Origin of the sequence: Nostoc sp. PCC 9305 (assembly GCF_963920915.1) — a bacterium.
GTDB lineage: Bacteria > Cyanobacteriota > Cyanobacteriia > Cyanobacteriales > Nostocaceae > Nostoc.
This window is the reverse complement of the sequence record NZ_CAWUDN010000020.1, coordinates 31799-53765: the sequence shown is the minus strand read 5'-3', so window position 1 is coordinate 53765 and position 21967 is coordinate 31799. Positions and strand designations below refer to the sequence as shown.

The window sequence follows — 21967 nt, the reverse complement described above, 5'->3', positions numbered from 1 at the left end:
ATTAACACCCCACGGATGAATATGCTTCCTCTGAATATTGATACTACGTGTTTTATCTTTCCTGTTAAGAGTTCCCTGTAAAAATGTTAAATAAACTCGCTATTGTTACAACCTTCTTAATAGCTACTGCCTCAAGCGTTGCGGCAATGCCCATCCGAACGGTTTATGAGAATGATGCAAACTCCAAGGCGATCGAATTAAAGGTGTGGAAGGGCTACGGATTAACTATTAATTTGATGTCTACGGGAGAGACTATCAAGCAAGTTTGGATTGGCGATCCAAGTCGCTTCGCTTTTACCTCAAACGGTGGTTTATGCCAGTCATCAGGCGGTGATTCTAATTGCACAGGAGGTAAAGCGACTGTAATCTTTCTTCGCCAGATTGACCCGATCAACTTTCCCGTTACTTCTAGCAGTAATGGAAGCACTCAAATTACAGTGCTTACCAATGAAAAGCAGTATCAATTTAAGATAGTTCCCGCTACTGGCAACCCAACCTATACAAGCTTGGTGATTAAATCGGATTCGGAGCGCCCATTGCCAATTCCCCGTCCGCGAACGCCGCAACCGCTAACAGTTCAAAAGCCGCAATCAGCGCCGTCAGACTTCCCGCAGCCCTCGCCGCCACCACAAACAATAAAAGTCTCCCCGCCTCAGCCTGTTGCCTTAATGCGCCCCAATCCTGGGACTACGCTAAATGGTGCGATTCAGAGAAATGATGCTAATGCTCTCGCTTTTGGGCTAGCAGAAGCTGGGCGCAAAGGTCAGGTTCGACCCGGATCTACCACCTGGAACAAGGTACAAGATGCAATTAAATTGTTACGGCGTGGCAAGACTAGAGATGAGGCAATTTTACTTTCTCGGGTCGATAAAACCACTTTTCATCAATTACTTGAATGGGGGGCGATTGTGAGCGATTTCTTAAGATATATTCGTGAAGAGCTAAACACTTTTTGTATTTGCGTAGGTTTTAAAGTGAAAGAAAAATGTCCCAATTACTCCAATAAAAATGATGAAATCTAAACTCTTTCTACTGACTGCAATAGCTTCTTTCGTTCCGCTTTCCGCCTCAGTCGCACAAACACCGACAATCGATTATTCACAAGGCTTGTACAAGACGGCTGCCCCCGACTGGTCGAAAATCACATGGGATACTTTGCCAGCCGTTCAACAGCCAGGATTTTTAAAGATACCTAAAAACCTGATTTCAGTTTTTGGCTACGACCCCTCGCGCTCGTGGACAGCAGGGCAAAAAGTAGACTCTGTTGTGATGTTGGGCGATGCGGATGATGCTTTTAAGATGTCTGCCTTGAGCTTAAAGGCCATTGACACGGTGGCTTTGCCCACTACGGGCACAACCACCAAACCCACCCTCAAAGACTTTGGATTAATACAATGGCAAACGCCAAAAACATTAGTTAAAGCAATGCCTGAATTAAGCAATCTGAGCCTATCAGAAGTTCCCCCATTAGCCGAACTATTCTCCAAGAACGGCGGTGGCGGCGGCACTATTTCTCAGTCCATAGCCTCAAATTCTCAAGTCGCAAACCTGACACTAGACAAGATTGACCTAAGTAAGTATTCTCTTAATTCAATTCCTGGATTGACCAAAACTCAGCTAGGAAAGTTTGAAGCATGGCAGCAAGCTTATGTCAATCAAATTCCTAAATTAAGTCAAGTGCCTTTTGATAAAATGCCTCAGCCTATTAGCTCTGGGATAGACGTTGTGGGTATCGCGTCGGTTGTACTTGGGACGGCTGAAAAAGGCGATGCAAAGGCTGGGAATGATTACTTTGTGTCTGGCAGCGTTGTCAGAGGCGATGCCTACGGCAATCCCTCCGGGGAACGCACTTTAACAGTCGCCTGTCCTCCTGACAAGGAATGCTCATACTTAGAAATGGGTGATTTTGCCGATTCTGAAGGTAGTTTGTATGGTAAGCGTTGGGCATCAGGTTCATCCCAACAAGTCAAGGGTGGTTATGGAATTCTAGCCGCCGTGAATGGGGGCAAGGAACCCACGGGGCGGCTAGTGTATGGTAGTGGGTTCAAAGTGGCGCTAACTGGAGTGAATGAATCCCTTGGGACTGCCGACTTTGGCTTATTCTTTAGGATCTGTGCGCGACCGCCATTCCAGCAGAAAACTTGCACTCCTTACTTCATTGGGCCAGTTCCCTGGTTGCCCGTGAGCGAGAATGATTTGGTGATTGTGGGGACTGGGCGATGACAGGAACCGCAAACACTATTGTTAAGCCAAATCAATTTATTCCCGCAGGACTTGAATCAGCGCTGTTTTCTCCCGCAGGTTTAGGGGTACTCGTTTGTGGCGCGGTGATTGTAATCGCCAAAATCATCGATAGTAGGGGAGGTATTGCCAAGCTAGCGACAGCGCGGTGGGGCGGGACAAGAGAGAAAACAGCGGCTCGTCAGTTGGCGTGTAAACAAATCCAGCAACGCTTGCATAACCGAGTATCGCTGTATGTGGGAACTCCCAAGAATATAACGAGCGAGGTTATTAATGGTGTCCGTAGAACTTGCATCCCTGAAGATTCAACAACCCTTTATTTTCCAGAGGCACAGCGAGGCATCCTAGTTTGTGGTGGCCCAGGGAGTGGAAAGTCATTTTCAATGATTAATCCCCTGATTCGCTCTGTAATTGATCAGGGCTTACCTCTGGCTTTATATGATTTCAAATACGCCTCCCAGGAATCAGCTGATTCTCCATCTAAAGGGCAAGCTCCAATACTTGCAGGGTATGCGATAGAACGCGGTTATCAGGTTACTGTGCTTGCCCCAGGCTTTGCAGAATCAGCAGTTGCCAACCCTATAGACTTTCTTCGCAGTAATGAAGACTCAGAAATGGCACGGCAGCTTGCGATTACACTCAATCGCAATTTCCAACTCGGTGATCAAGATTCTGGAAATAGCTTCTTTACCAACGCTGGCGATCAGTTAGTCCAAGCCGTCTTTATGCTGGCAAAGGGCACAGAGTATCCAGATATCATGATGTGCCAAGCGATACTAGGATTGCCAAAGTTAGTTAAGCGCATAGAGCAAGCAGAAAATCTAAACTTCATGGTTAGAGAGGCTTTCGCACAGTTTGTATCTGTTGCAGGGTCGCCAGAAACAGCAGCTAGTATTGTGGGTACAGCTAGCGGATTATTCAGCCGTTTTATGGTTAAGTCGGCATTAGCAGCGTTCTGTGGAAAAACCAATATTCCATTGGATTTGAAGGGGCGGCAAATGGTGATTTTCGGGATGAACAAAGAGAAGCGTGATGTGATTGCGCCTTTGCTAGTCTCAATTCTACATCTATTAGTGAGCCGGAATGTAGCTAACAAACGTACTTGTCCTTTGGTATTAGGGATTGATGAATTACCTACTCTTTATTTACCAGCACTGGTTGATTGGCTGAATCAGAACCGCGAGGATGGACTAATTTCTATCTTAGGTTTACAAAATCTCTCAATGCTGATTGAATCTTATGGTGAAAACACAACTAATGCAATATTTGGTGGTTGTGCGACCAAAGCATTCTTTAATCCCCAAGATGATGTCGCCGCCGAACGATTTAGTAAGTTTTTAGGTGAAGAAGAAATTAAATACAAGCAACGTTCTCGCTCATCAGGAGGCAAGGGTGGTGCAAGTATTTCTAATTCAGACCAAAACAGTACTCGCAAGTTATTTGATGTCAATCAATTTAACACCTTACCATCGGGAAAAGCAGTAATTATTAGTCCCGGATTTCGTTCTCGTGGTCAAATAAGTTTGCCAATATTGCAATCAATTAAGATTCCTCAGCATGAAATCCAATCGGAAGCTGACAGTGTGAAAGCTTGGTACGAGTTTCAAAAGTTCTTATCTAAAAAGTCTACTCTCTTAACTCCAGCAGATGAAGAAATGAAAATTCGCCGAGCCTCCGCGATAAAATTGTTACCTTTAATAGAAAACCAAGAGCAATTATCAGAATATGCAAGTCTGATTTAAATAAATATTATCTGGAATCAAATTAAAGCTGAAAATCTGAAGGAGAAAATTCATGTCGCCAAGTAAGTTTTATCCGTTCTCTGATTATGACAGAAAACAAATTGCTAAACTCCCTCCTGATATAGCAGCCCTAGCAGATAAATATCCAAGCGAGATTTTAAACACTGCTGATAGTTGGGATAACTTGCCTTTTGATGCTAACTATTTTCCTGAGTGCCTTGAAGTCTATAGCGGCGATGCAGATGATGCCAATATTTTTGTGTTAAATGGTGTTCTGAAAGATTATGTCCCATCTTATGCTGAAAAAAATACATCATCGATAACAGTAATGATTGATGGAGAATTTGCTTACATTGAAATTGAAGGTAGACAGGTTCTTAATAAACTCGGTGGAATAGTTTTACCAGAAGTAGCGATTAATCCTGAACTGTTAATTCAGTCAATTCTCAAAGGTGAAAATAATGATTGATGATGGCGAAGCTAAAGAGATTGAGCGAGATTATCTAGACATTTTAGAATCTCTCCTGAAACTCATCCATGCGAAAGCTAAAGAAAAAGGATTAGATCCCAGCAATGATGTTCATATTTACTCTAGCTCTAGCAAAGTTTATCAAGGAACATTGGGAGAATCACCCTCTAAAAACTTCTTAACACCAACGATAGTAGAGAACTTAAAAAAAGCTCTGTCTGACCCAAAAAATTCTCAAGGTGCAATTTCTATTAAAATTGGTCATGAAAAAGTATTCCATATTAAAAATGGAGAAGTACTGACTGACAAATTAGGTTTAGCTCCGGCATCACAGAAAAATAAAGTTGTAAGTAATGAGCGAATCTACAGTGTAGAAGCTTTAGGAAAACAAGTGCAAGTATTGCAGAAAAAACTAAGTGAACAACAAAAAATTGTAGATAGTATCAAATCAGAACAGCTTTCACCCGAATCTTTATCACAATTAGCTGCTCAAGTTGCCGAAATGGGCAAGTCTTTAGAAAAGCAACAACAGTTGATTGAAAACACCCAAAAAGCATTGTCCCAGGTAAATGAACGGTTTTTACCACAAGTTCAAAATACGGTTCTTCAAAACTGGGTTGGGTCAGTTGAACGTCAGGTAAAGAAAACGGCTAAAAATGTATTTGAGCGAGTTTTGGATGCTCTGACACCGGAAGTCACGAAGCTTAGAAAAGAAATTGCACAGATGAAAGCTTACATAGAGCAACAAGTTACTAACCGACTAGATGAAGTCAGAGAAAACACAAATAACGTCAGGGATGAACTCAATCAACAAGTTGGTAACTTAACTCAAGAATTACGTACACAAGTAGATGACGTTAAAAACACTGTCGAGCAAAGCCTTATGGGTGTCAAGTCAGCCATTGACAATACTCGAACTGAACTACGGGCTGCTGTCGATGATGTTAAAGGTCAAGCTATCGAGCAAAGTGTCAAAGCGCTACTGAATATTTTGGGCAAAGATAACTCTGATGGTTCTAAAAGTTTTAAAAGTAGAAGTTTTGATTTTGAACGCCTTGGCGATAATGTAATCGTTCGTGCCAAAAACGGCGAGCCTGTTCTCACTGATGGAGTTTTATCACCTAACGTAAGTGACCAACAGTTACAGGCACTTGATAAGGTTCAATCTGTTGTTGATATGCATCATCAAATTCAGCAGGATTCTCAACAAGAATCACAATTTAGAAATATGCACAGGTAAGCCATGATCAAAGGGGAGTGTAAAAATGATACTAATCCTAATCATTGGTTTGTTGTTTGCACTGGGTGGAATAATTTTTCTAGCTTGGCTGTTTGTATTATTTCCACCTTCAATGCCAAAGTCAAAGTATCGCTCCCAAGGTTTGAAGCAATCGCTATTACCACCTAAGAGTACAAAATCGTCTGACATTTCATCTCAAAATTTTGTACGACAAAGCCCAGCACCAACGCAAAAGACTCTCTTCGCTAAAAATTTTAAGAAGCAATTACTACCAAGTCCAGCGCAAACACCAAGGGTTAGATTACCTAAAAAGCTTAAGAAACACTTGAATAATATTGAGTACGCTAGTCAAGTATTACTTGAGCTTCGTAGCAGAACTCAATTAGCCAAATTGCCAGTAGTAATCGCTACGCTACGCAGGATATCGCCTTATGTTTTTGAAGAATTGGTACTCACTTGTTGCTTTGAACAGGGCTGGCAAATCCAACGCAACTTTCGGTACACCGGTGACGGCGGGATAGATGGTCGCGTGTTGATTTTGGGAAAGCTTTATGTAATCCAGGTTAAGCGTTACGCTGATTACATTAGCCCAGAACACATCCTAAATACTTTAATTGCCGTTTCTCTAACTCTAATAGAAAGGATGTATTGTTGCTATATCCAGCATCTACAATTACTATCCCCGGTTGATAACCTCTTTGAAGCGTTAGGTCTATTAACTTAATTGCTAATTCGGGTTTCTTCTCAAATTCTGGGTCTTGTTTCCCTTCAGTTAAAGAATTAGCGTGCTGATATAGCTCTACATCTAACGGTAAGCTTTTTCTTCCATCATCTAGATGTGTTGTTACCACTACTATTCCATTATCCGTTTTGCCAATTTCTCCGATATACTGCCTTCCCACTCCAGCAGTAAAATTACCACTCTTCCTATGACCAGAATCATCGATTATTAAGCTAAACCCTCTACTGATTCTTGTTTGACTACACTTGTTCATGATCTCTAATCGACGCTCGTTGACCTTGGAACTAGACCAAGGTGCTTCGGTTAAAAAGTGGTGCAATCGATGGTAAATCACCTCTACAGCATTCTCAGCCATCTGAAAGAGGTTTTTTCTCTCGCTTTCTCACAATAATCCCCCTAAATAGTGTCTAAACTCTCTTTTTTGAGCTTTATGAGTAAACACATCATCAAACCGTTGACACCATCTTTCAAAGCATGGCGGCATGGCCGCAGGGGTGGTTTCTTTCATAAGCTTCTTTCAACGTGAAAGCTTTTCTAGTTAAGCATTATACTTTTTTTAGTTCTTAAATTTTGTTTAAGTCCCGATAACTGATAACTGATAACTGATAAGTTAGCGCCGAAACCGGATTTGCTCCCCGTTATCATCTGATTGTTGAGGGTTTATTTTCAATCTCTTCAGAATCGATGGTTTGTCATCTCTAATCAGTTGCCTAACGATGTTCATTTTCTCCTCAAAAGTCAATACTTTTGCATCAGTTGTAACACTCGTAAATAACTCGCTGACCTTTGCTCCTGTTACCTTTTCACCTTTGACATATTTTCCTACTTCCATAACTACTTCTGCCAATCTTTCAATATCTAAACCCTGAATCATCTGTTTGAGATGCAACTTTAATTCTGCTAGTAATGTTTTAGCTAAGGTTGACTCAGTAGCTGATTGCTCAACAGAGTTAGAGGTGGATAAAAGAGCTCTCTTCTCTACATGAGATTGCAACTCAGCCGTAACCGCTTCATCAAAGTCATTAAATACAGTTTGAGCTTCAACTAACTGCTGATGAGATCGAGAAAGTTGCTCTGTCAATCCTAATACTGCTTGGTTTAAAGCAGACTCGATAGCTGATTGCTCAATATAATCAGAGATTGTATTTAAGAGTTGTCTGATGGCTTGTTGTGAAGAATGGACATAACTTGCTTCTCTATTAAAAATTGTTGAATCTTGTCCGTTAATTTGTCTTGAGAGTTTCTCTGTTCGTTGACCTCGAAGCCCATCATCTGTAGAGCTTTGGTTAATTCCTGCAATATCGTCTCCATGCTCGAAGACTTTTTCGAGTTCAGCATCTCGGTTAATTGCTGCAAGAAGTTCGACTGATTCGCGCTCATTTCGATTAGGTTCTCGGCTTGGCTCGTTTCTAAGAACTCGATTTTCTGGGTCAATTGCTGGCTGTTGGTTTGTAACTGCTCGATTTTCTGGGTCAATTGCTCTATCTTCTCGGTTAGGAATTGTATCTGTGTTGGGTTGTTGTCGTTGGTTAAAGTCATGGGTTTGTACCTGTGGTTTATTTTGTAAAAGATAGGGAACAGGCAATGGGGAACAGGCAACAGTTTTTTCTATTTCCTCTTCCCTGTGTGTTGGTAAGAGATCCAATTTGTCATTCCCTGTTGCCCGTTCCCTGTTGCCTGTTCCCTCAAGTTGTATAGAACGTTGTTCTGGTGTCAGATGAGGCGGTGGTACAAAAGCCGCAGCCTTTGAATGCTGATTCTGCTGTTGCCAGTCTCTTAAACGCTTTGCTTCATGGCTCAATTTCTCGTAAGCTAGTGGCCCACTTGCGACTATGAAATCATCAACACCTTTAGAAGGCCCTGGCAAGCTGACAACTTTTACTCTTGCTCCAGCTTCTTGTAACAATCTTCCAGTCACGGAAATATCTCGTTCGATATGGAGCTTCGTTTCGGGCTTGGTTTCGTAGTCAAAGCAGAACTTGAAAACTCTCCCTTGTGTGGCGAAAACCGCTAATTCTTCATGTAGGTAAGACTTACCGATTTTTTTGCCAAACTCATCTTTGGGAGTTCGGTATCCCGCTGAAATCCCAGGTAGCCCAATGGCAGCATGACCCTGACTCAACAGACTGGCTGCTTTTTTAGCTCCTTCTGCGATCGCACAGGGGATATTATGTTTCCATACACAGTACCAAAATCCTGACTGGCGATCGCTATCACTGGGGTTCACCTTGTGTTTGGAGTAAATGCGTTCGGCAATATCGTCGGGAACATCTAGCAAGAATATACTTAATTCAACTTTTGGGGGATGCTCATATTTAATGAATTTCCCTTCAATTATTTGATTATTCTCATCTTTTTTGGGTCTTGGTTGATTTGGCTTGTAGCATCCCCATCGTTTAATCGGCGGTTTCTCACCTGGCTTTAAGTTAGCAAATGTTCGCGCATCAACTCCAGCATCACACCACCATCCACCAGCATCAAGATGCGAATATGCCCTTATAAAACCATCTGTTAGCCGTCCTGTATTTGTTCGATTCAGTTTTTCGCTGACCATGAGCCGTTCCCAGGCTTCATGCTCACCACCTGCATAGTTAAACTGAAGACTCTCAAAGTTCAACGCTGTAATATCGGGATGAATAGCACTATTTTCAAACTCCTGCCAATCCTTTGGTTCAATAAAATTGGGAATGTCTTCAGTATGATATGGTGTCCAAAACGCTTCTGTGGGGACAGGAGATTTCAGTACTGGCTTAGAGAAAACCGATTCAACAGTATTATAATTTGGTGTCTCTTTCAAGACGGGCAAGACTTTCGGTACTTTTATTGATGAATCATGGCTTGTTGTTCGGCTAGATGCAACTGATTTCACAATTGGCTCGACAAAAGGAGTAGATACTGTCGTCTCTTGTTTTAGTACTGGCTTCTCAAAAGGGGCACTTATATTTATAGTTATTGCTTGGTGCTGCTCAATCGTCGATTTCTGAATTTGTTTTCGTAGCAATTCCAAAGCATTCTCTTTGGCTTTCGACTCTTGCGCCAACTCTACCAATCGCGTTGGATCTTCGGTGTAAATTTTTAATTCATGCCTTGCACGGCTGGCAGCAACATAAAAACTTTCCTGTCCAATAGTGAAATCTGCCGAAATTAACACCCGATCCGCAGTTTTCCCCTGGCTACTATATGTTGTACTTACAAGGGCATAGTCTAAGTTTTGCGCCTTTGCCAAACTAATGCATTCAGTACGCTCATCAGCATATTTAATTTGGACTATGTTCAGGTCGATCCCTGTCACAGTAAATTCCTGTCCGTTACGTCGTCCCAATTGCCGATCGTTTTTCTTCCATTGCAGGCGATCGCCCACAGCAATTTCAATCTGGTGACTCTGGTAAACCGCTTTCTCAAAAGCCGTGTCTACATCCATTACCTGACCATTATCACCAATTAGGGTCAACTTGTCAGTAGTTCGACCAACCACTTCATACAGTTTGCCTTTCTCCAGCCCCCGACGTTTATAGTCCCGTGTCGGCATGACCACATCACCAATTTCAAAGTTATGGGCAAACCGCATCTGTACAATTGAAAGATTTTTGGTTTGCAATTGGGTGATGGTTGCAGTTTCTCCCAAAGTTCCCTCATCTTTTAGCTTGTCTCGAATGGCTTGAGTAAGGGCAAGTCTTTCTGTATTCGTCCCAGCTAAGACAAGAGTTTTGAGTCGCTGCTCTGGTGTCCCTACTATATAATCATTGGCGATCTGCTTTATTTTGGATTCACTCTCTACTTGAAGTATGGAACCGTTGGCTTCTAGTCGTTCAAAACCAGCTTCAATCCTGCCATCAGCAATTAAATCTACTGCTAATTTTAGTTGAGGGTCTTTTTGGCGCAACGATTCATTGAGGTGTGCGGTTTTAATTCCTGCTTGCTGCAAGGATTTGAAGGGATTACCTGCTGATACTGCTGACAACTGCCGAGTGTCACCTACTAAAATCACCCTAGCTTGAAGTAAGGTTGCTCTTTGTAGGAGTGCATGGGCATCCTTAGCGCTGAGTAAAGAAGCTTCATCCACAATCCAGATTTGATTTGGTTCAATTTCTTTTGGTTCAGTGACAAGTAATCTAGCAATAGTTTCAGATTGAATCTCTAACTCTTCGCTCAAAACCTTAGCAGCAGAGGAACTGGGGGCAAAGCCTTTGATGGTATATCCCCTATCTGTGGCGATCGCTTTCAACTCTTTGAGGGCAAAAGTCTTGCCAGCACCAGCTACCCCCTGCCATGCAATGAACTGGTCTTGTGTTTGGGCAGCTAATTCTACTGCTTGGCGTTGTCCAGTATTTAGTAAGGTGTTCTCTAAGTGGCTTTCGACTACTTCCGGCTGGGAAATGGAGTCAAATTTGCATTCACCTTGCTGCATCAAGTTAATCGTCGCCAACTCCCGCCGCACTGCTGTCATCGTCGTAAATTGGTCAGTTAATCCTGGTAGAGCGATTAACTCCTGATGCTCTCTAATCAGGGCTGCTGTTGCTGTTACATCCGTAGCTAAACGTTCTTCTAAGATGAATTTTTCTAAATCTTCTTGTCTAAAAGCGACATTTCTCTCACTGCAATGTGCGATCGCTAAATCCAAAACCTCTGCCAAACTTTTCTCATTGGCTGGTATATCCTGCCTTGGTTCACCTGCCTTAACAAACCTAATCCCTAACGCCGCAGCTTCTTCTTTCCAGAATGCAAGTAACTCTGATTCTGGTAGTTTTTGCTTGCGCTGGCGAGTATTATCCCAGATTTTCTCACGTTCTGCCCAAGTCGAATTAGCACTAGATGAGGCGAGTATTTGCTGTCGGCGTTGAGAAAATGCCTCTAAATCCTCGAATTTAAAGCCCTTTATATCAAATTGCCCATGTTTGCTCTTTTCTATCTCGTAGCCAAGCTTCTGCACCTCACGCGCCAGAGAGCTTTGGTATGCCATCCCCAAGAATTTTTTATTGGCGAATATTTCATTATTACCCAAACTCAACCACCTACCATCTGGAGTTTGGGTCATGTTCATCAGCAAACAATGGGTGTGCAGATGTGGGTCTAAATCCCGACTTTCGATGTGATCGAACTGCGCGACGACCAAGTTACCAGTCTTAACTCTATGTCTGCCGCTATTATCTGTCACTCTGGTATAGGCATAACGCTGCTCTATTAGCTCCAAGGTTTCTTTTAGCGCCTGATGATGGGCATCGATTAACCGTGTATCCCCACCCACCAATGCCATCAAGCTCACACTTTTGGGCGCAGAAAATGTACAGTCTAATGCGGCTCTGCGTTCTCCTTTCCCCTTTTCTTTGACTACTCTGGCATTCAATACCTCACGACCATCAGGCGTAAGCCCCTCAATGATATTTTTAAAAGCGTCTTCGTCATCGACTGCCCCTGACAACCCCAACTTTTTAGCACCTTGACCATTCCAAAGCGACTTTCCTTGGTGATAGTAATTCTTGATGAAGTAGTTCACCGCCATCTCACTTGAGACGTTAGCCGCTGTTAGCATGGCTCACCTCTGCTATGGGGTTTACATAACTTAATGTTTGTGAGATTTCGCAATTGCCAATAACTATTGAATTCCTTGTTAATCACCGGCATCAAACTTACTTCTGTTTGATGTCGAGTTAAAAAAACTTGGTGAGACTTAGACTTCAACAATTTTTTATTCCTGATTGCTCATGCCATTTAATATAGCAAAAAATTGAGCATTCTTTCCGCCAAATATGGCGTACTGTGCGTCAGAAAAAGATGGATTACAGGGGTTGTGGTTCTTGAAGCTAATTACTAGATAATTGGGAGAATCCTTGAGGAAAGCGGGAAGTATCAGGAAGTACTAGGAAGTCTTGGGAAGTCTTAGGAATTGTTGGAAAATATTAAGCTAATGAGAATTTTGTGACTAGATGATGTTGAATAGTTGAAAAGGTAAGAAATGAATTGGAGATTTGGGAGATATTGTTTAGATATTGGGAGATGTTGAATGTAATTGGTGATTATTGGGAATTGAGAGATTTTGTGGAGATTTTCTATCAGATGCACGAATTCATGGAAAGTCAAAGAGTATTGCCAAAACTGTAATCTTTCTTCGTAAATGTGGAAAAAATCACGGTTTGGGCGGTTCAAGTTGAGAGTAATTATCAATTAGATAGACAAAAAAAGGGTCAAAAACAGGGAGAATTTTTCTTGTGGATTTAATGTTGAGTCTTGATCCGGGAACTTCAATGACGAAGATGGTTTATCGTGTTCTCTCGGAGATTTCGTACAAGTCAGAATTGCTGTGTATGGAACCAGAGTTAATTAAGATTTCCAAAGACTCCCTGGATTTATATGAGTCTGGGCAAATGAATCGGCCCAATCCAGAGAATGAAGCGTGGATAGAGTACAACGAAGAATATTATGCGGTTGGGTTTTTGGCACAAAAGTATTTTGAAGCGCGAATCAATTTTTTAGAACTCAAGTATGAGAACGCGATTCCAAAAACTTTGGCAGCAGTGGGGGCAATAGCGATTAGAGAAGGATTGAAGTCCAACCTTGATTTATCGTTGGGACTGCTGTTGCCTTATGGGGAGTGGGAAGACAGGGAAAGATTGGAGATGGGTTTAACCAAGGCACTGTCTAGCTTTAGCTTTCGAGGTCAACAATTTTGTGTAAATCTGATCAGCTTTCAGTGTTTGCCGGAGGGTGGGGGACTGGTATTGACGCGAAGTAAAAAACTCGGCACAGACTTTAATAAAGTGAACATTGCTGTGGTGATGCTGGGTTTTCGGGATATATCAGCCGTAATCTTTGAGCGTGGTATTTCAACTGGAAAAACGGAAGGATTGGGCTTGGCGTGGATGCTGGAGAGAATCAAAAGCCGAACATCAGGGCAAAACTTACACGATCTGTTAAAGGCTGTCCATCTATCAGGCCCGACATTGAAACCGAGATACTGCAAACCTTTGGCTCGGAGCAAAAAGTCTGATTTTCAGGTTGAGGAGATAGCACAAATTATTGAAGTGGCTGACTTATCTCGTAAAGAATACTGGGAAAAGGTATCCACTTGGCTCAAAATTAATATTCCTGCCCATATTGAGCAAGTCATTATTGGTGGTGGAACGTCGGAATATTTAGGTTCGGAGTTGAAAAATTTGTTTCCTCATACCGACATTTCATGGGCAGCAGAATTATCTGAGGATGTGCGTTTAGCTTTTAACCTGCCGATTAAAAAAGATGCCTTGTGCTTGCGTTTCACTGATGTATATGGATTGTTTCGTTACCAACACGCTACATTTCGTAATTCGTAATGACGCTCCTGCGTCGCTACCGCTACGCTAACGTAATTCGTAATAGTAATTTGCTCGTGAAGAGAGGAATATTAGAATGTTTTCAGATGTTGAGTTTCGCTTACGAAGTAGAGTTAAGGCTGATAGTTCCGAAGCCGTGGTAATTAAGTATCTAAACTCCAGAAATACTCTTTATCCTGCTAAAGATATGGCGATGATTGCTATCAGCAGCTATTGGCTTCCTTTAGCTTATCAAGCTGTGAATCAATCAGTGGATTTAGAGCCACACATTCGTGCTTGTCTTTACCGCCTTCAACTCCACTCTTCATATTTGATGGGACTGCTGGGAGAAATCCCGCCTCAAGGAACGCCGATGATTGCAGTAGCCTCTAATCAATCACAGCCACTACAACTAATACAATCATCACCATTACCAATATCCAGGACTTCAGTCAAAGAACCATTACAAATAGCCAGAACTCCTGTACCAGAAGAATCGGAGTCGGGAACTGACTGGTTAAATCCTTTTTAGGACTGACCATTTTTTGAATTGATTTGACGCATTGCTCCTTTCTGAGCATCTTTTTCAGTGAGCGCAAATATGTCGTTTCAAGCTTTTTAAATAGTAATTCATGATTATGTATCAACCACAAGAACTTTTTAACAACCTCTCACCATCCGAAATTAGCCGGACTTTACGCTTGAGTGGGATACCTGAAAAAGAGTTATATACCGAGAATGATGCAGACAGGTTTCGTGAATGTCGCACTTTAATTGAGCAGGGTGGAACTGAGGAGGAAGTAATGGCTCTATTATCTCCAGTTGTTGACAATGCACTGTCAGAAACTCAGGGCAATTCCTCGTCGTCAACGAAAAATGGGGGGAAAAAACAAGGGAAGAAAGCCCAATTACCATTAGATATCACTGAATTACTAGTTATTGCTCGTGAAAGAGGCTATAAAATCGCACTTTCTCAGGCTTTAATAATTCTCCAAATCTGCGGACTATCTGAGCAAGATGAGTATAGCCCAGATGAGTGCGAACGCTTTCTTGAAACCTACAAATCAATAAAAGAGCAAAACAAATCCTTTGAAGAAGTTGCAGCCAGCTTAACAACTCTAGGTAAAAGCGAAAATTCTCAACAATTAAAATTAGATGCAGTCATTGAGAATGTTAGTGAAAAAGCTGTAGCGGCAAGAGAAGATTTATCTAGCTTGATTGATAAAATTACTGCTGCTCAGGCTGAAGAAGCCCCAGAGTTAGTTCAATCACTTTACCTTAAAAATGTTGCACTGAAATTACAACAGAGCGATTCTGAAAATAACCTCTTCGCTCAATTAGAAGAAAGAATCATGGCGAGAATCGCCGAAAAAAAGCAGCAGAGGCTACAGTTATCTGGAGTGACTTGGGAGACGACACCCTTACCATCTTCTTCGCCCACGCCGATGCTGTCGCCCAACGCATTAGAGAATGGAACGAATACCGATTAAAACAAGAAATTGCAGCCAAAGAACGCACTATTGATATTCAAGTCGAAAAAGCCTCCGATGCTAAAGCCAATAAATTAGCTGCCCACAAGCTGGAAAAAATACAGGCATGGAACGAAGCACAACTAGAACGTCAAAAACTTCGTCAAAAACGCTTTGAACAGTTCAAAGGACTTGTTTTTTGGCTCGGTGGTTGGCTCGGTTCAGGTCGCTCTGGGATTTTCTTTTTTGGCTCTGCCATGTTAGCTTCTGCGACTTTTGCAGGAGTAACAATCATTAATCTGCCAACAAATCTTTCCTGTCCTGATCGCAAAAGTCCCTGTTATCTGGTATACCAAATGCGATTTAACAATAAAAGTGTGATTTTTCCACAACAGACCAAGGATATTATTGCTGAGTATGAACGTAATAAGAATAAACCTAAACGGCGCAGATAATTAAGTTTTGGGGAAAGAGAAACTGTCTGTTTTAGTTTTCCCTATCTTTGGAACAGCATCGAATGGCATGAAGACTCATGTGAAATATCGTCAGGGCAGGGTGTTGGGTGTAGTGTTAATAAAAATTGAATTTTAGTCCGCTAGACAAAACCAAGTTGTTCCTAATTCCCTACACCCCAAAACCAGTAATACCAAGGGTTAACGAACGCTTAACAAGCGTGCCATTCGGAACAGCATCAATAGTTTGATAGAGGGATGAAGTTATGAACGAACTAAAAGAAATTAAACTTTGGGATGATTGGGACGATATTAATTTGTCTACTCCCGAACGTCGCATTGAACGCTTAGAAATTCTGCTGTGCCAAAAAGTACATAAAGGCGAAGATATCTCTCAATGTCTGCAAGTTTTGGAGTACTTGAAAAATTGTACGACTCACCAGAAGTTGGAGTCTGTTTTCTTTAAGCGAGTTCAGCCTCAACTGACTTTCAACTGCTGGCAAATAATTGGTCAGGCTACTTTAATCTCAATAGTCGCTATTTCTTGCTGTTTTGCCATATATAAAATAGCTACTTCACCAATATCTAATAATTCTTCGTCGGAATTATCTCTTGGCAAAGAATTATCAAAAAACACCCCACCACACAGTAAAAAACATCATAGATAAACACAATGACAGGGCGGTATATTTATTTACTGCACTGCGATTACTGACTATGGTACTCCATCAACAATCTCTAAAATCTTTCAAGTTAACGGAGTAAAAAGGCAGTTTATGAATATTTACTTTCATGCCCAAGGTGAGGCGATCGCTTTTTTTCACATATTCAGTTCAAATCACTGCATTTGATGGATAAAAACTTTCTTTACAGCGTAAGTCACCTACTTTAATAAGAGGTGTCCTTGTCAAAAGGCAAACTGTCAGCATCCTCAAAGTTACGCAGGTCTTGCTCCATCTGCTGCCGACGTTGAGCGTAGGTTCTGCTGTCTTCAATCCTTCCTCTCATCAACCATGCACCAAAGTTGATGCCTTGTTCTACGTGATCGGCAGACACTTTATTGTAATTATCAACCTCCATTTTCTTGCGCCACTCAAGTTGTTCGAGGGCACTTTCACTGATACCAATTTTCTGAGCGTATTCTACATATTCAGGTCTGAGAGAACCATCTGGGTTAAATTCTTTTTTTTCTTGTTCAGTGAAGAAATCGTAGGCTGTGTAGATTGGCCACGGCTCTGGATCAGTCTCGTCCAGGTGCTTCCACTCGTCATACTCTTCTTTTGCTCTACGAGCATAACTATCAATTGCTCCTGGATCTTCACCTTTGGATAACATTTCTTGCCGAGCTTCACTTTTTAAGCTTCCATCTGGGTTGAATTCTTTTTTATTCATATTTATCCAACGCTTAATCCTTGACATAAAAACCTCTCAAAAATTTAATTAATATTCATCAAATTTCAAATCTTATGACTTTGGAATTAAAGCATTTTGACCCTCGTTTAAATCAGTGGATCTATATAGACGATAGCAGAACCGACTCTCAATCAATTTTAACTGAAAAGCTCAGTAATACTTTACTGGAATTTTACTTTCCTGACAAAGAATTCTCATTTGGACATTCAGATGAATACAGCACTGCTGAAGAAATAAAGAATCATCCAGATGGACAAATTTTATTACTATCTTCTAAGACTCGCTTACTTTATGGAGATAAAGAATGTTTAGAAACAATTCAAAAAATTTGTCCAGATAGTAAAGACCGGGGTGCTTATGGTTCCATTTTTCTTGGGGCTTGTAAAAATGCGATTCACGAAAAGCTAAACATTTTAGTAGTAGATGATTCTACTGAGAACCGGGGTGAAAATGGAGGGATATTATCGAATGATTTGGCATATAAATTAGTTGGTGATTGTTATGGGCAGATTTCAACACAACTTTATGACAAGCTAACCTTAAGGGAATCCCAAACAGATAAAAGCTATCGTGTAATTCAACATCGATTTGGTTGGGTAGATGGAGTTGGAGAAGATACGACTGAATATCGCTTTGGCAAAGGAACACTGCGACCATACAGACTAGATAGAATAAAATATGCAAATTCTAAAAATGAACCAAAAATCGATATAATTCTTCCCGTAAGCAGTTTTAAGGGAACAGACAAGGATAGACCCAAAGGCCCTACTAAACCTCAAATTCAACCAGGATTATATCAGCAAAATATTTGGTTAGCTGAAAAAGCACAATCTCAACAAGGTCAGATGTCTATCTCCCAACTGCTGGCATCTTTCCCTCAAGGAATTAAAGATTTTGCCGAAGAATTAGAGGTACAAGCTCAAAGATTAGCCTCTATTGAAGATGACCCAAGAATTGTTGCTGCTTACTATTGTGAAAGATACGAAAAACGTAAAGAATCATTGAGCCAAAGTAAATTAAAAACATCAGACATTATCAATCAAGAAACAAATGTTAAAAACTTAGGGACAAATGATGACTTAGATGCAGATCAGGAGTTGGATGACGAGAGTGCTAAAGATGACTTGTTTATGTACAAACTCATTAAAGCTGATTTACTTGGTCATCAACAGCTATTAGAAACAGAGAAGGTAAAGCAGGAGCTAAGTCGTTTTGTACAAAGTGAGTGGCGAGATATTGCTATTGGGAAAACGCTTACTTTTGACCGAGCAATGATTATTCCTTCCAAGGAACTCAAAAATGGTGAAATCTGTGCCCCTTGGCTGGAGCAAGGAGAAAAAGTTCTTAACTTTCGCTCTCCTTTTCTTAACTCTAATGGCTTGTGTGTTTCTACTAATAAACACATTAAAGACCGTGTTGCTCCAGATGGTGAACCCTTAGAAGGCATAATTGTAGTCAATGACGAAGACCATAAGCGCATACAGCAAAGAATTGCAGATTTAGAAGCGCGAGGGGTTGATGTTGATTTTATCGACCCAGCAGAAACCGAATCAGAACGCCAAGCACGAGACTACGATGGTGATTGCATTGGTGTGGCAAGAGCTAGCTTATACCCCAATTTAACAGCAGAGGCAGAGCAAAGAAATCTTCCCCAAAACGCCTATTCACCCACGGTTAAGCTCAAAAAACAATCATTTTATGATCCCACCGATGGAACCCAACCCCCATTTGAAAAAATCGCCATCCACATGAGCGATAGCATCAGCGTGGGCATAATCAACAATCAAGTGACAGCACTGGAAGCATTAGAATCGGAAATTGAGGTACTTAAAACTTATGGGACTATCGAACAACAATCAACTTATTTAGACCAAGTTTCTAGCCATTACCAAAGTTTATTTGAACAGGAATATGGCGAGAAGCCCAAACCAATTAGAGCAGAGTACAAACCCTTTATGCAATCTGTTGTAGCTCTAGCTGAGAATCCTAACAGAAGAAGAGAGATTATTCAACAGGCGATGGATGTTAACCGCCTGATGTACCGAGAAATGATTGGTGAGGGATGTTATCAAAACCAAATAGCGGTTGATTTATTCAAAAGCGCTAAAAAACCTGAAATGGATAAAATCCGGGAAAACAGCCGCTACTTATATCGTGATGTTAATTATATTAAAGATAAGAAATCTTCGTCAGCTTATTTAAACACAGGGATAACACCAAAAGGCTACTCACCAGTAGAATTATTGATTAGCCAAACCAATAAATATTTCCAAGAATCACAGTTAGAATCGCGTCCCATCGTCCAGTTTAAAGACTTGTTCAAAGGGGTAGAATTTACACCACAACAAAAATTTGCAGCGATCACCGCGAAGTACGAGTTCGATCTGAAATTCAACGCTGCGGTTCGTGCCTCAAGGCGGCGAGAAACAGAGTCTGGCCCTAGCGCAATTATTCAAACGGATTCAGGAACGCAACTCGAAATTACCAACCTCACCCGCTACGGGCATTCCCTAATCTGGAAAGCCCAGACACTTAATATTCGCCTAGATGAGATTAAATTCACAAACAGTGAACGCCCCCATAAATTATTAGCAGTTGCACAGATAGATGGCGAGGTTGGGGAAAATGGAAAACCCGCTTACCGCAACCTGGGGACAGTTAGCCAACAATTGCAAGCAGATTACAATCTCAAGGCGGGGATGACCATGCAAGGAGCTAAACTCCTAGAACTAAAACCAGAACTTACTAGAAGCCAAACTAAACTACTCTTTGCCTTGGCGCAGGAGACGGCTGAAGCATTTTACGCCTCGATCCCAGAGTCAGAAAAACTTGCATCCGCCGCCGCCGCTTGGAATATCTGTGCATCCCGTCAGGATGAACTCGAAGTTGCAAGGAAAGAAAACGCAAACCCCCAGGCGATCGCTAAAAAAGTCTCTAATTTTGCCTTCGCTGCTTTCCCCAATGAGATTATCTCCCGCTTGGAGAAACTGCAATTTAGCGAACCGAAGTTAGTCACACTTAATAATGAAGCAAATCAATTTTTGGGCAGAAAGTGGAACCCAGACGAAAAACACCCCATAGAAATCAGAGCTAGCCACCACCCAGTCGGACATGAACGCCACGTTTCCAGACTAATGTTTGTCCAGGATGCTGACGGCGAATATAAGGAATTCGCCATGCTCGAAACCAGGGCTGGAATGTTACCAATTGGCACAAAGGCGCAAGCTAATTTCATTGGGGTAGAACCTGCTACTGCCAAAGCAACTATTGGACTGCCAGGAAACGAGCCGGTTGAAATTACTATCCGTGAACTCAAGAACTTCTCTTATGCAGGACTTGTTTTTAACACCGAACCGGTCAACTTAGAATTTGGCACTGTGCCGGTGACTGACAAAACAGTAAAAATCAAACTTGATGGGAAAACTCTGGGTGAGTTAGACAGTGATTCTGTCCAACAGTTGAAACAAATTGATTACCTGAAAAATGGTAATCCCCTAAAACTAAGGCTTACGTCAATCTCCGAAACTGGAGATCAAGCTTTTGTCCTGGGTGAATCTCCCAATGGGAATCTCCTCAAAATTAATAAAATTAACTTTTATGATTTTTCTGGTCAGACATTCAATGATCAAGATTACCGAAAACTGACTATCGAAACCTCAGCTTCTAAAACTAGAGATGCAGTATTTCTCAATGGTGAACCCCTGGGAGTATTACATTTCAAGAAAGACAAAGACGCGCTCAGACAGCTTGGATTGCTCAAAACCGGACAACTAACACCCGCACCCACTATTATTGAAAGTAATTTTTCTGTTATTTGCGCTCAAATTGACCCTAAGACCGTTGAATATCCTACTATTTGGACGAAGGAATTTCAGGTTTTTGGGACTCAATCAGTTAACCCTCAACAACTGTATATGATTGATAGTAGTGAGCCAATTCTACATCATATTAAAGAGCGTCCTACTTTCTTATTTTCTACAGAATCAAACAAAAAACTTGGAGTCATGGGTTTGGCTGTTGACAATCAGAAAGCTGAGACTGTGACTAAATGGTTAACTGCTCAAAAAGTTGAATGGCAGCAAGTACCAATAGAAGATGTTATCAGGGAAACTAAGAAAGGTCTAGCGGTATTTAACTTGGTTGATAATTCCATCCCTGCCAAAACTTTGTCGAGCATGACCAAGAAATTTGGGGCAATTATTGAATCGGATAGTGACTATCAACAAAGAGTTAATTCCCTCGCCACACGACCCCAGTTTTTGAAACCACCAGAACAAACCGCACAATCCCCACCTAACCAATCTATAACTCCATTACTCCCCACTACTCCTTCTACACCAGACATTAGTAATCATGTGAAAACCGAACCTCTAGGTGTAGAGAAGCTTCCGACAGTTACTATTGATGACTTGAGAAATTGGTACAATACCGCAGATAAGTTAGGGAAGTCGGAGAATTACAAAAAACGCATTGTGGAAGTTGCCAATCAATTTAAAGCTGGTGAGCAATTATCAGCCGAAGCGTTGACAGTAATGAATAAAGATACATCTGAGCTTGAAGTCATCAGTCGGTTGACTCAAATTGCTCAAAGGATTGGCATGGTTTTGGGACAATCTCGGCAAGATGGTTTCACTGAAGTTAAAGGCAAGGTTTATGACCTCAGCTTTAACACTGAGCGCAAAGATTTGACTATCCAACAGAAAAATGGAGATGTAGTTTTAGGTGTTCAATCAGGCAAAGTGCATACCTCACGAGTCACGCCTGAAATTATAAAAACTTTTGAAGGAGCTAACTCTCTTTTTGACAAGACTTACTCTTCTTATCAAGCCCAGTCAAGAGAAATTCATAGATAATATAGGAGCAACGCGATTTTGTGAGAATTATGCGTTCTAGGCAGTTCTTACAGTAGGAGT

General features: G+C 41.4%; 13 protein-coding genes and 2 pseudogenes. 12 read left to right on the top strand and 3 right to left on the bottom strand.

Annotation, left to right across the window (positions count from 1 at the left end):
* Positions 1-83: 83 nt before the first annotated feature.
* From ACM0OX_RS09900 to ACM0OX_RS09875, 6 genes and pseudogenes are all read left to right on the top strand, one after another.
* A complete protein-coding gene (locus ACM0OX_RS09900) occupies positions 84-1022 on the top strand; it encodes a hypothetical protein (protein WP_414514722.1) in 939 nt (312 codons plus the stop codon).
* Complete coding sequence (locus tag ACM0OX_RS09895) at positions 1009-2223, top strand: hypothetical protein (protein ID WP_414514721.1); 1215 nt, start codon at positions 1009-1011, stop codon at positions 2221-2223. The genes ACM0OX_RS09900 and ACM0OX_RS09895 overlap by 14 nt, the downstream gene beginning before the upstream one ends.
* Positions 2220-3983: a type IV secretory system conjugative DNA transfer family protein gene (locus ACM0OX_RS09890; protein WP_414514720.1), complete on the top strand. Its 1764-nt coding sequence runs from the start codon at positions 2220-2222 to the stop codon at positions 3981-3983. The genes ACM0OX_RS09895 and ACM0OX_RS09890 overlap by 4 nt, the downstream gene beginning before the upstream one ends.
* A 52-nt stretch (positions 3984-4035) precedes the next feature.
* Positions 4036-4452 (top strand): hypothetical protein, encoded by a 417-nt coding sequence (locus ACM0OX_RS09885; RefSeq protein ID WP_414514719.1) that lies wholly within the window; start codon positions 4036-4038, stop codon positions 4450-4452.
* On the top strand, positions 4445-5692 hold the full coding sequence (locus ACM0OX_RS09880) for a hypothetical protein (protein WP_414514718.1): 1248 nt from the start codon (positions 4445-4447) through the stop codon (positions 5690-5692). Before ACM0OX_RS09885 ends, ACM0OX_RS09880 begins: the two co-directional genes overlap by 8 nt.
* A gap of 25 nt (positions 5693-5717) precedes the next feature.
* Positions 5718-6236, top strand: a pseudogene (locus ACM0OX_RS09875) (restriction endonuclease); the annotation flags it as partial.
* Positions 6237-6285: 49 nt separating this feature from the next.
* Here the strand turns inward: ACM0OX_RS09875 and ACM0OX_RS09870 are convergent.
* A pseudogene (locus tag ACM0OX_RS09870) lies at positions 6286-6942 on the bottom strand (IS701 family transposase); the annotation flags it as partial.
* A gap of 102 nt (positions 6943-7044) precedes the next feature.
* Complete coding sequence (gene mobF, locus ACM0OX_RS09865; protein WP_414514717.1) at positions 7045-11964, bottom strand: MobF family relaxase; 4920 nt, start codon at positions 11962-11964, stop codon at positions 7045-7047.
* Between the two features lie 712 nt (positions 11965-12676).
* Here mobF and ACM0OX_RS09860 point away from each other — a divergent pair.
* From ACM0OX_RS09860 to ACM0OX_RS09840, 5 genes are all read left to right on the top strand, one after another.
* Positions 12677-13741 carry a hypothetical protein gene (locus ACM0OX_RS09860; RefSeq protein WP_414514716.1) on the top strand — a complete coding sequence of 355 codons (1065 nt, stop codon included), beginning with the start codon at positions 12677-12679 and terminating at the stop codon, positions 13739-13741.
* Positions 13742-13817: 76 nt separating this feature from the next.
* Positions 13818-14252 (top strand): hypothetical protein, encoded by a 435-nt coding sequence (locus ACM0OX_RS09855; protein ID WP_163936408.1) that lies wholly within the window; start codon positions 13818-13820, stop codon positions 14250-14252.
* 106 nt (positions 14253-14358) lie between these two features.
* Positions 14359-15210 (top strand): hypothetical protein, encoded by an 852-nt coding sequence (locus ACM0OX_RS09850; protein ID WP_414514715.1) that lies wholly within the window; start codon positions 14359-14361, stop codon positions 15208-15210.
* Positions 15126-15644 (top strand): hypothetical protein, encoded by a 519-nt coding sequence (locus ACM0OX_RS09845; protein WP_414514714.1) that lies wholly within the window; start codon positions 15126-15128, stop codon positions 15642-15644. Before ACM0OX_RS09850 ends, ACM0OX_RS09845 begins: the two co-directional genes overlap by 85 nt.
* 263 nt (positions 15645-15907) lie before the next feature.
* A complete protein-coding gene (locus ACM0OX_RS09840; RefSeq protein WP_012412939.1) occupies positions 15908-16309 on the top strand; it encodes a hypothetical protein in 402 nt (133 codons plus the stop codon).
* 220 nt (positions 16310-16529) lie between these two features.
* Here the strand turns inward: ACM0OX_RS09840 and ACM0OX_RS09835 are convergent, their stop codons facing one another.
* Positions 16530-17060 (bottom strand): hypothetical protein, encoded by a 531-nt coding sequence (locus tag ACM0OX_RS09835; RefSeq protein ID WP_414514713.1) that lies wholly within the window; start codon positions 17058-17060, stop codon positions 16530-16532.
* Between the two features lie 47 nt (positions 17061-17107).
* Here ACM0OX_RS09835 and ACM0OX_RS09830 point away from each other — a divergent pair, with 47 nt between their 5' ends.
* Complete coding sequence (locus ACM0OX_RS09830) at positions 17108-21907, top strand: hypothetical protein (protein WP_414514712.1); 4800 nt, start codon at positions 17108-17110, stop codon at positions 21905-21907.
* Positions 21908-21967: the final 60 nt, after the last annotated feature.

What these genes read in the sequence shown, in the direction of transcription:
- ACM0OX_RS09890 (WP_414514720.1), top strand. Translation starts at nt 2,220, where the DNA reads ATGACAGGAACCGCAAACACTATTGTTAAGCCAAATCAATTTATTCCC.
- ACM0OX_RS09860 (WP_414514716.1), top strand. Translation starts at nt 12,677, where the DNA reads ATGACGAAGATGGTTTATCGTGTTCTCTCGGAGATTTCGTACAAGTCA.
- ACM0OX_RS09840 (WP_012412939.1), top strand. Translation starts at nt 15,908, where the DNA reads ATGAACGAACTAAAAGAAATTAAACTTTGGGATGATTGGGACGATATT.
- ACM0OX_RS09850 (WP_414514715.1), top strand. Translation starts at nt 14,359, where the DNA reads ATGTATCAACCACAAGAACTTTTTAACAACCTCTCACCATCCGAAATT.
- ACM0OX_RS09855 (WP_163936408.1), top strand. Translation starts at nt 13,818, where the DNA reads ATGTTTTCAGATGTTGAGTTTCGCTTACGAAGTAGAGTTAAGGCTGAT.
- ACM0OX_RS09830 (WP_414514712.1), top strand. Translation starts at nt 17,108, where the DNA reads ATGACTTTGGAATTAAAGCATTTTGACCCTCGTTTAAATCAGTGGATC.
- mobF (WP_414514717.1), bottom strand. Translation starts at nt 11,964, where the DNA reads ATGCTAACAGCGGCTAACGTCTCAAGTGAGATGGCGGTGAACTACTTC.
- ACM0OX_RS09900 (WP_414514722.1), top strand. Translation starts at nt 84, where the DNA reads ATGTTAAATAAACTCGCTATTGTTACAACCTTCTTAATAGCTACTGCC.
- ACM0OX_RS09895 (WP_414514721.1), top strand. Translation starts at nt 1,009, where the DNA reads ATGATGAAATCTAAACTCTTTCTACTGACTGCAATAGCTTCTTTCGTT.
- ACM0OX_RS09880 (WP_414514718.1), top strand. Translation starts at nt 4,445, where the DNA reads ATGATTGATGATGGCGAAGCTAAAGAGATTGAGCGAGATTATCTAGAC.
- ACM0OX_RS09835 (WP_414514713.1), bottom strand. Translation starts at nt 17,060, where the DNA reads ATGTCAAGGATTAAGCGTTGGATAAATATGAATAAAAAAGAATTCAAC.
- ACM0OX_RS09885 (WP_414514719.1), top strand. Translation starts at nt 4,036, where the DNA reads ATGTCGCCAAGTAAGTTTTATCCGTTCTCTGATTATGACAGAAAACAA.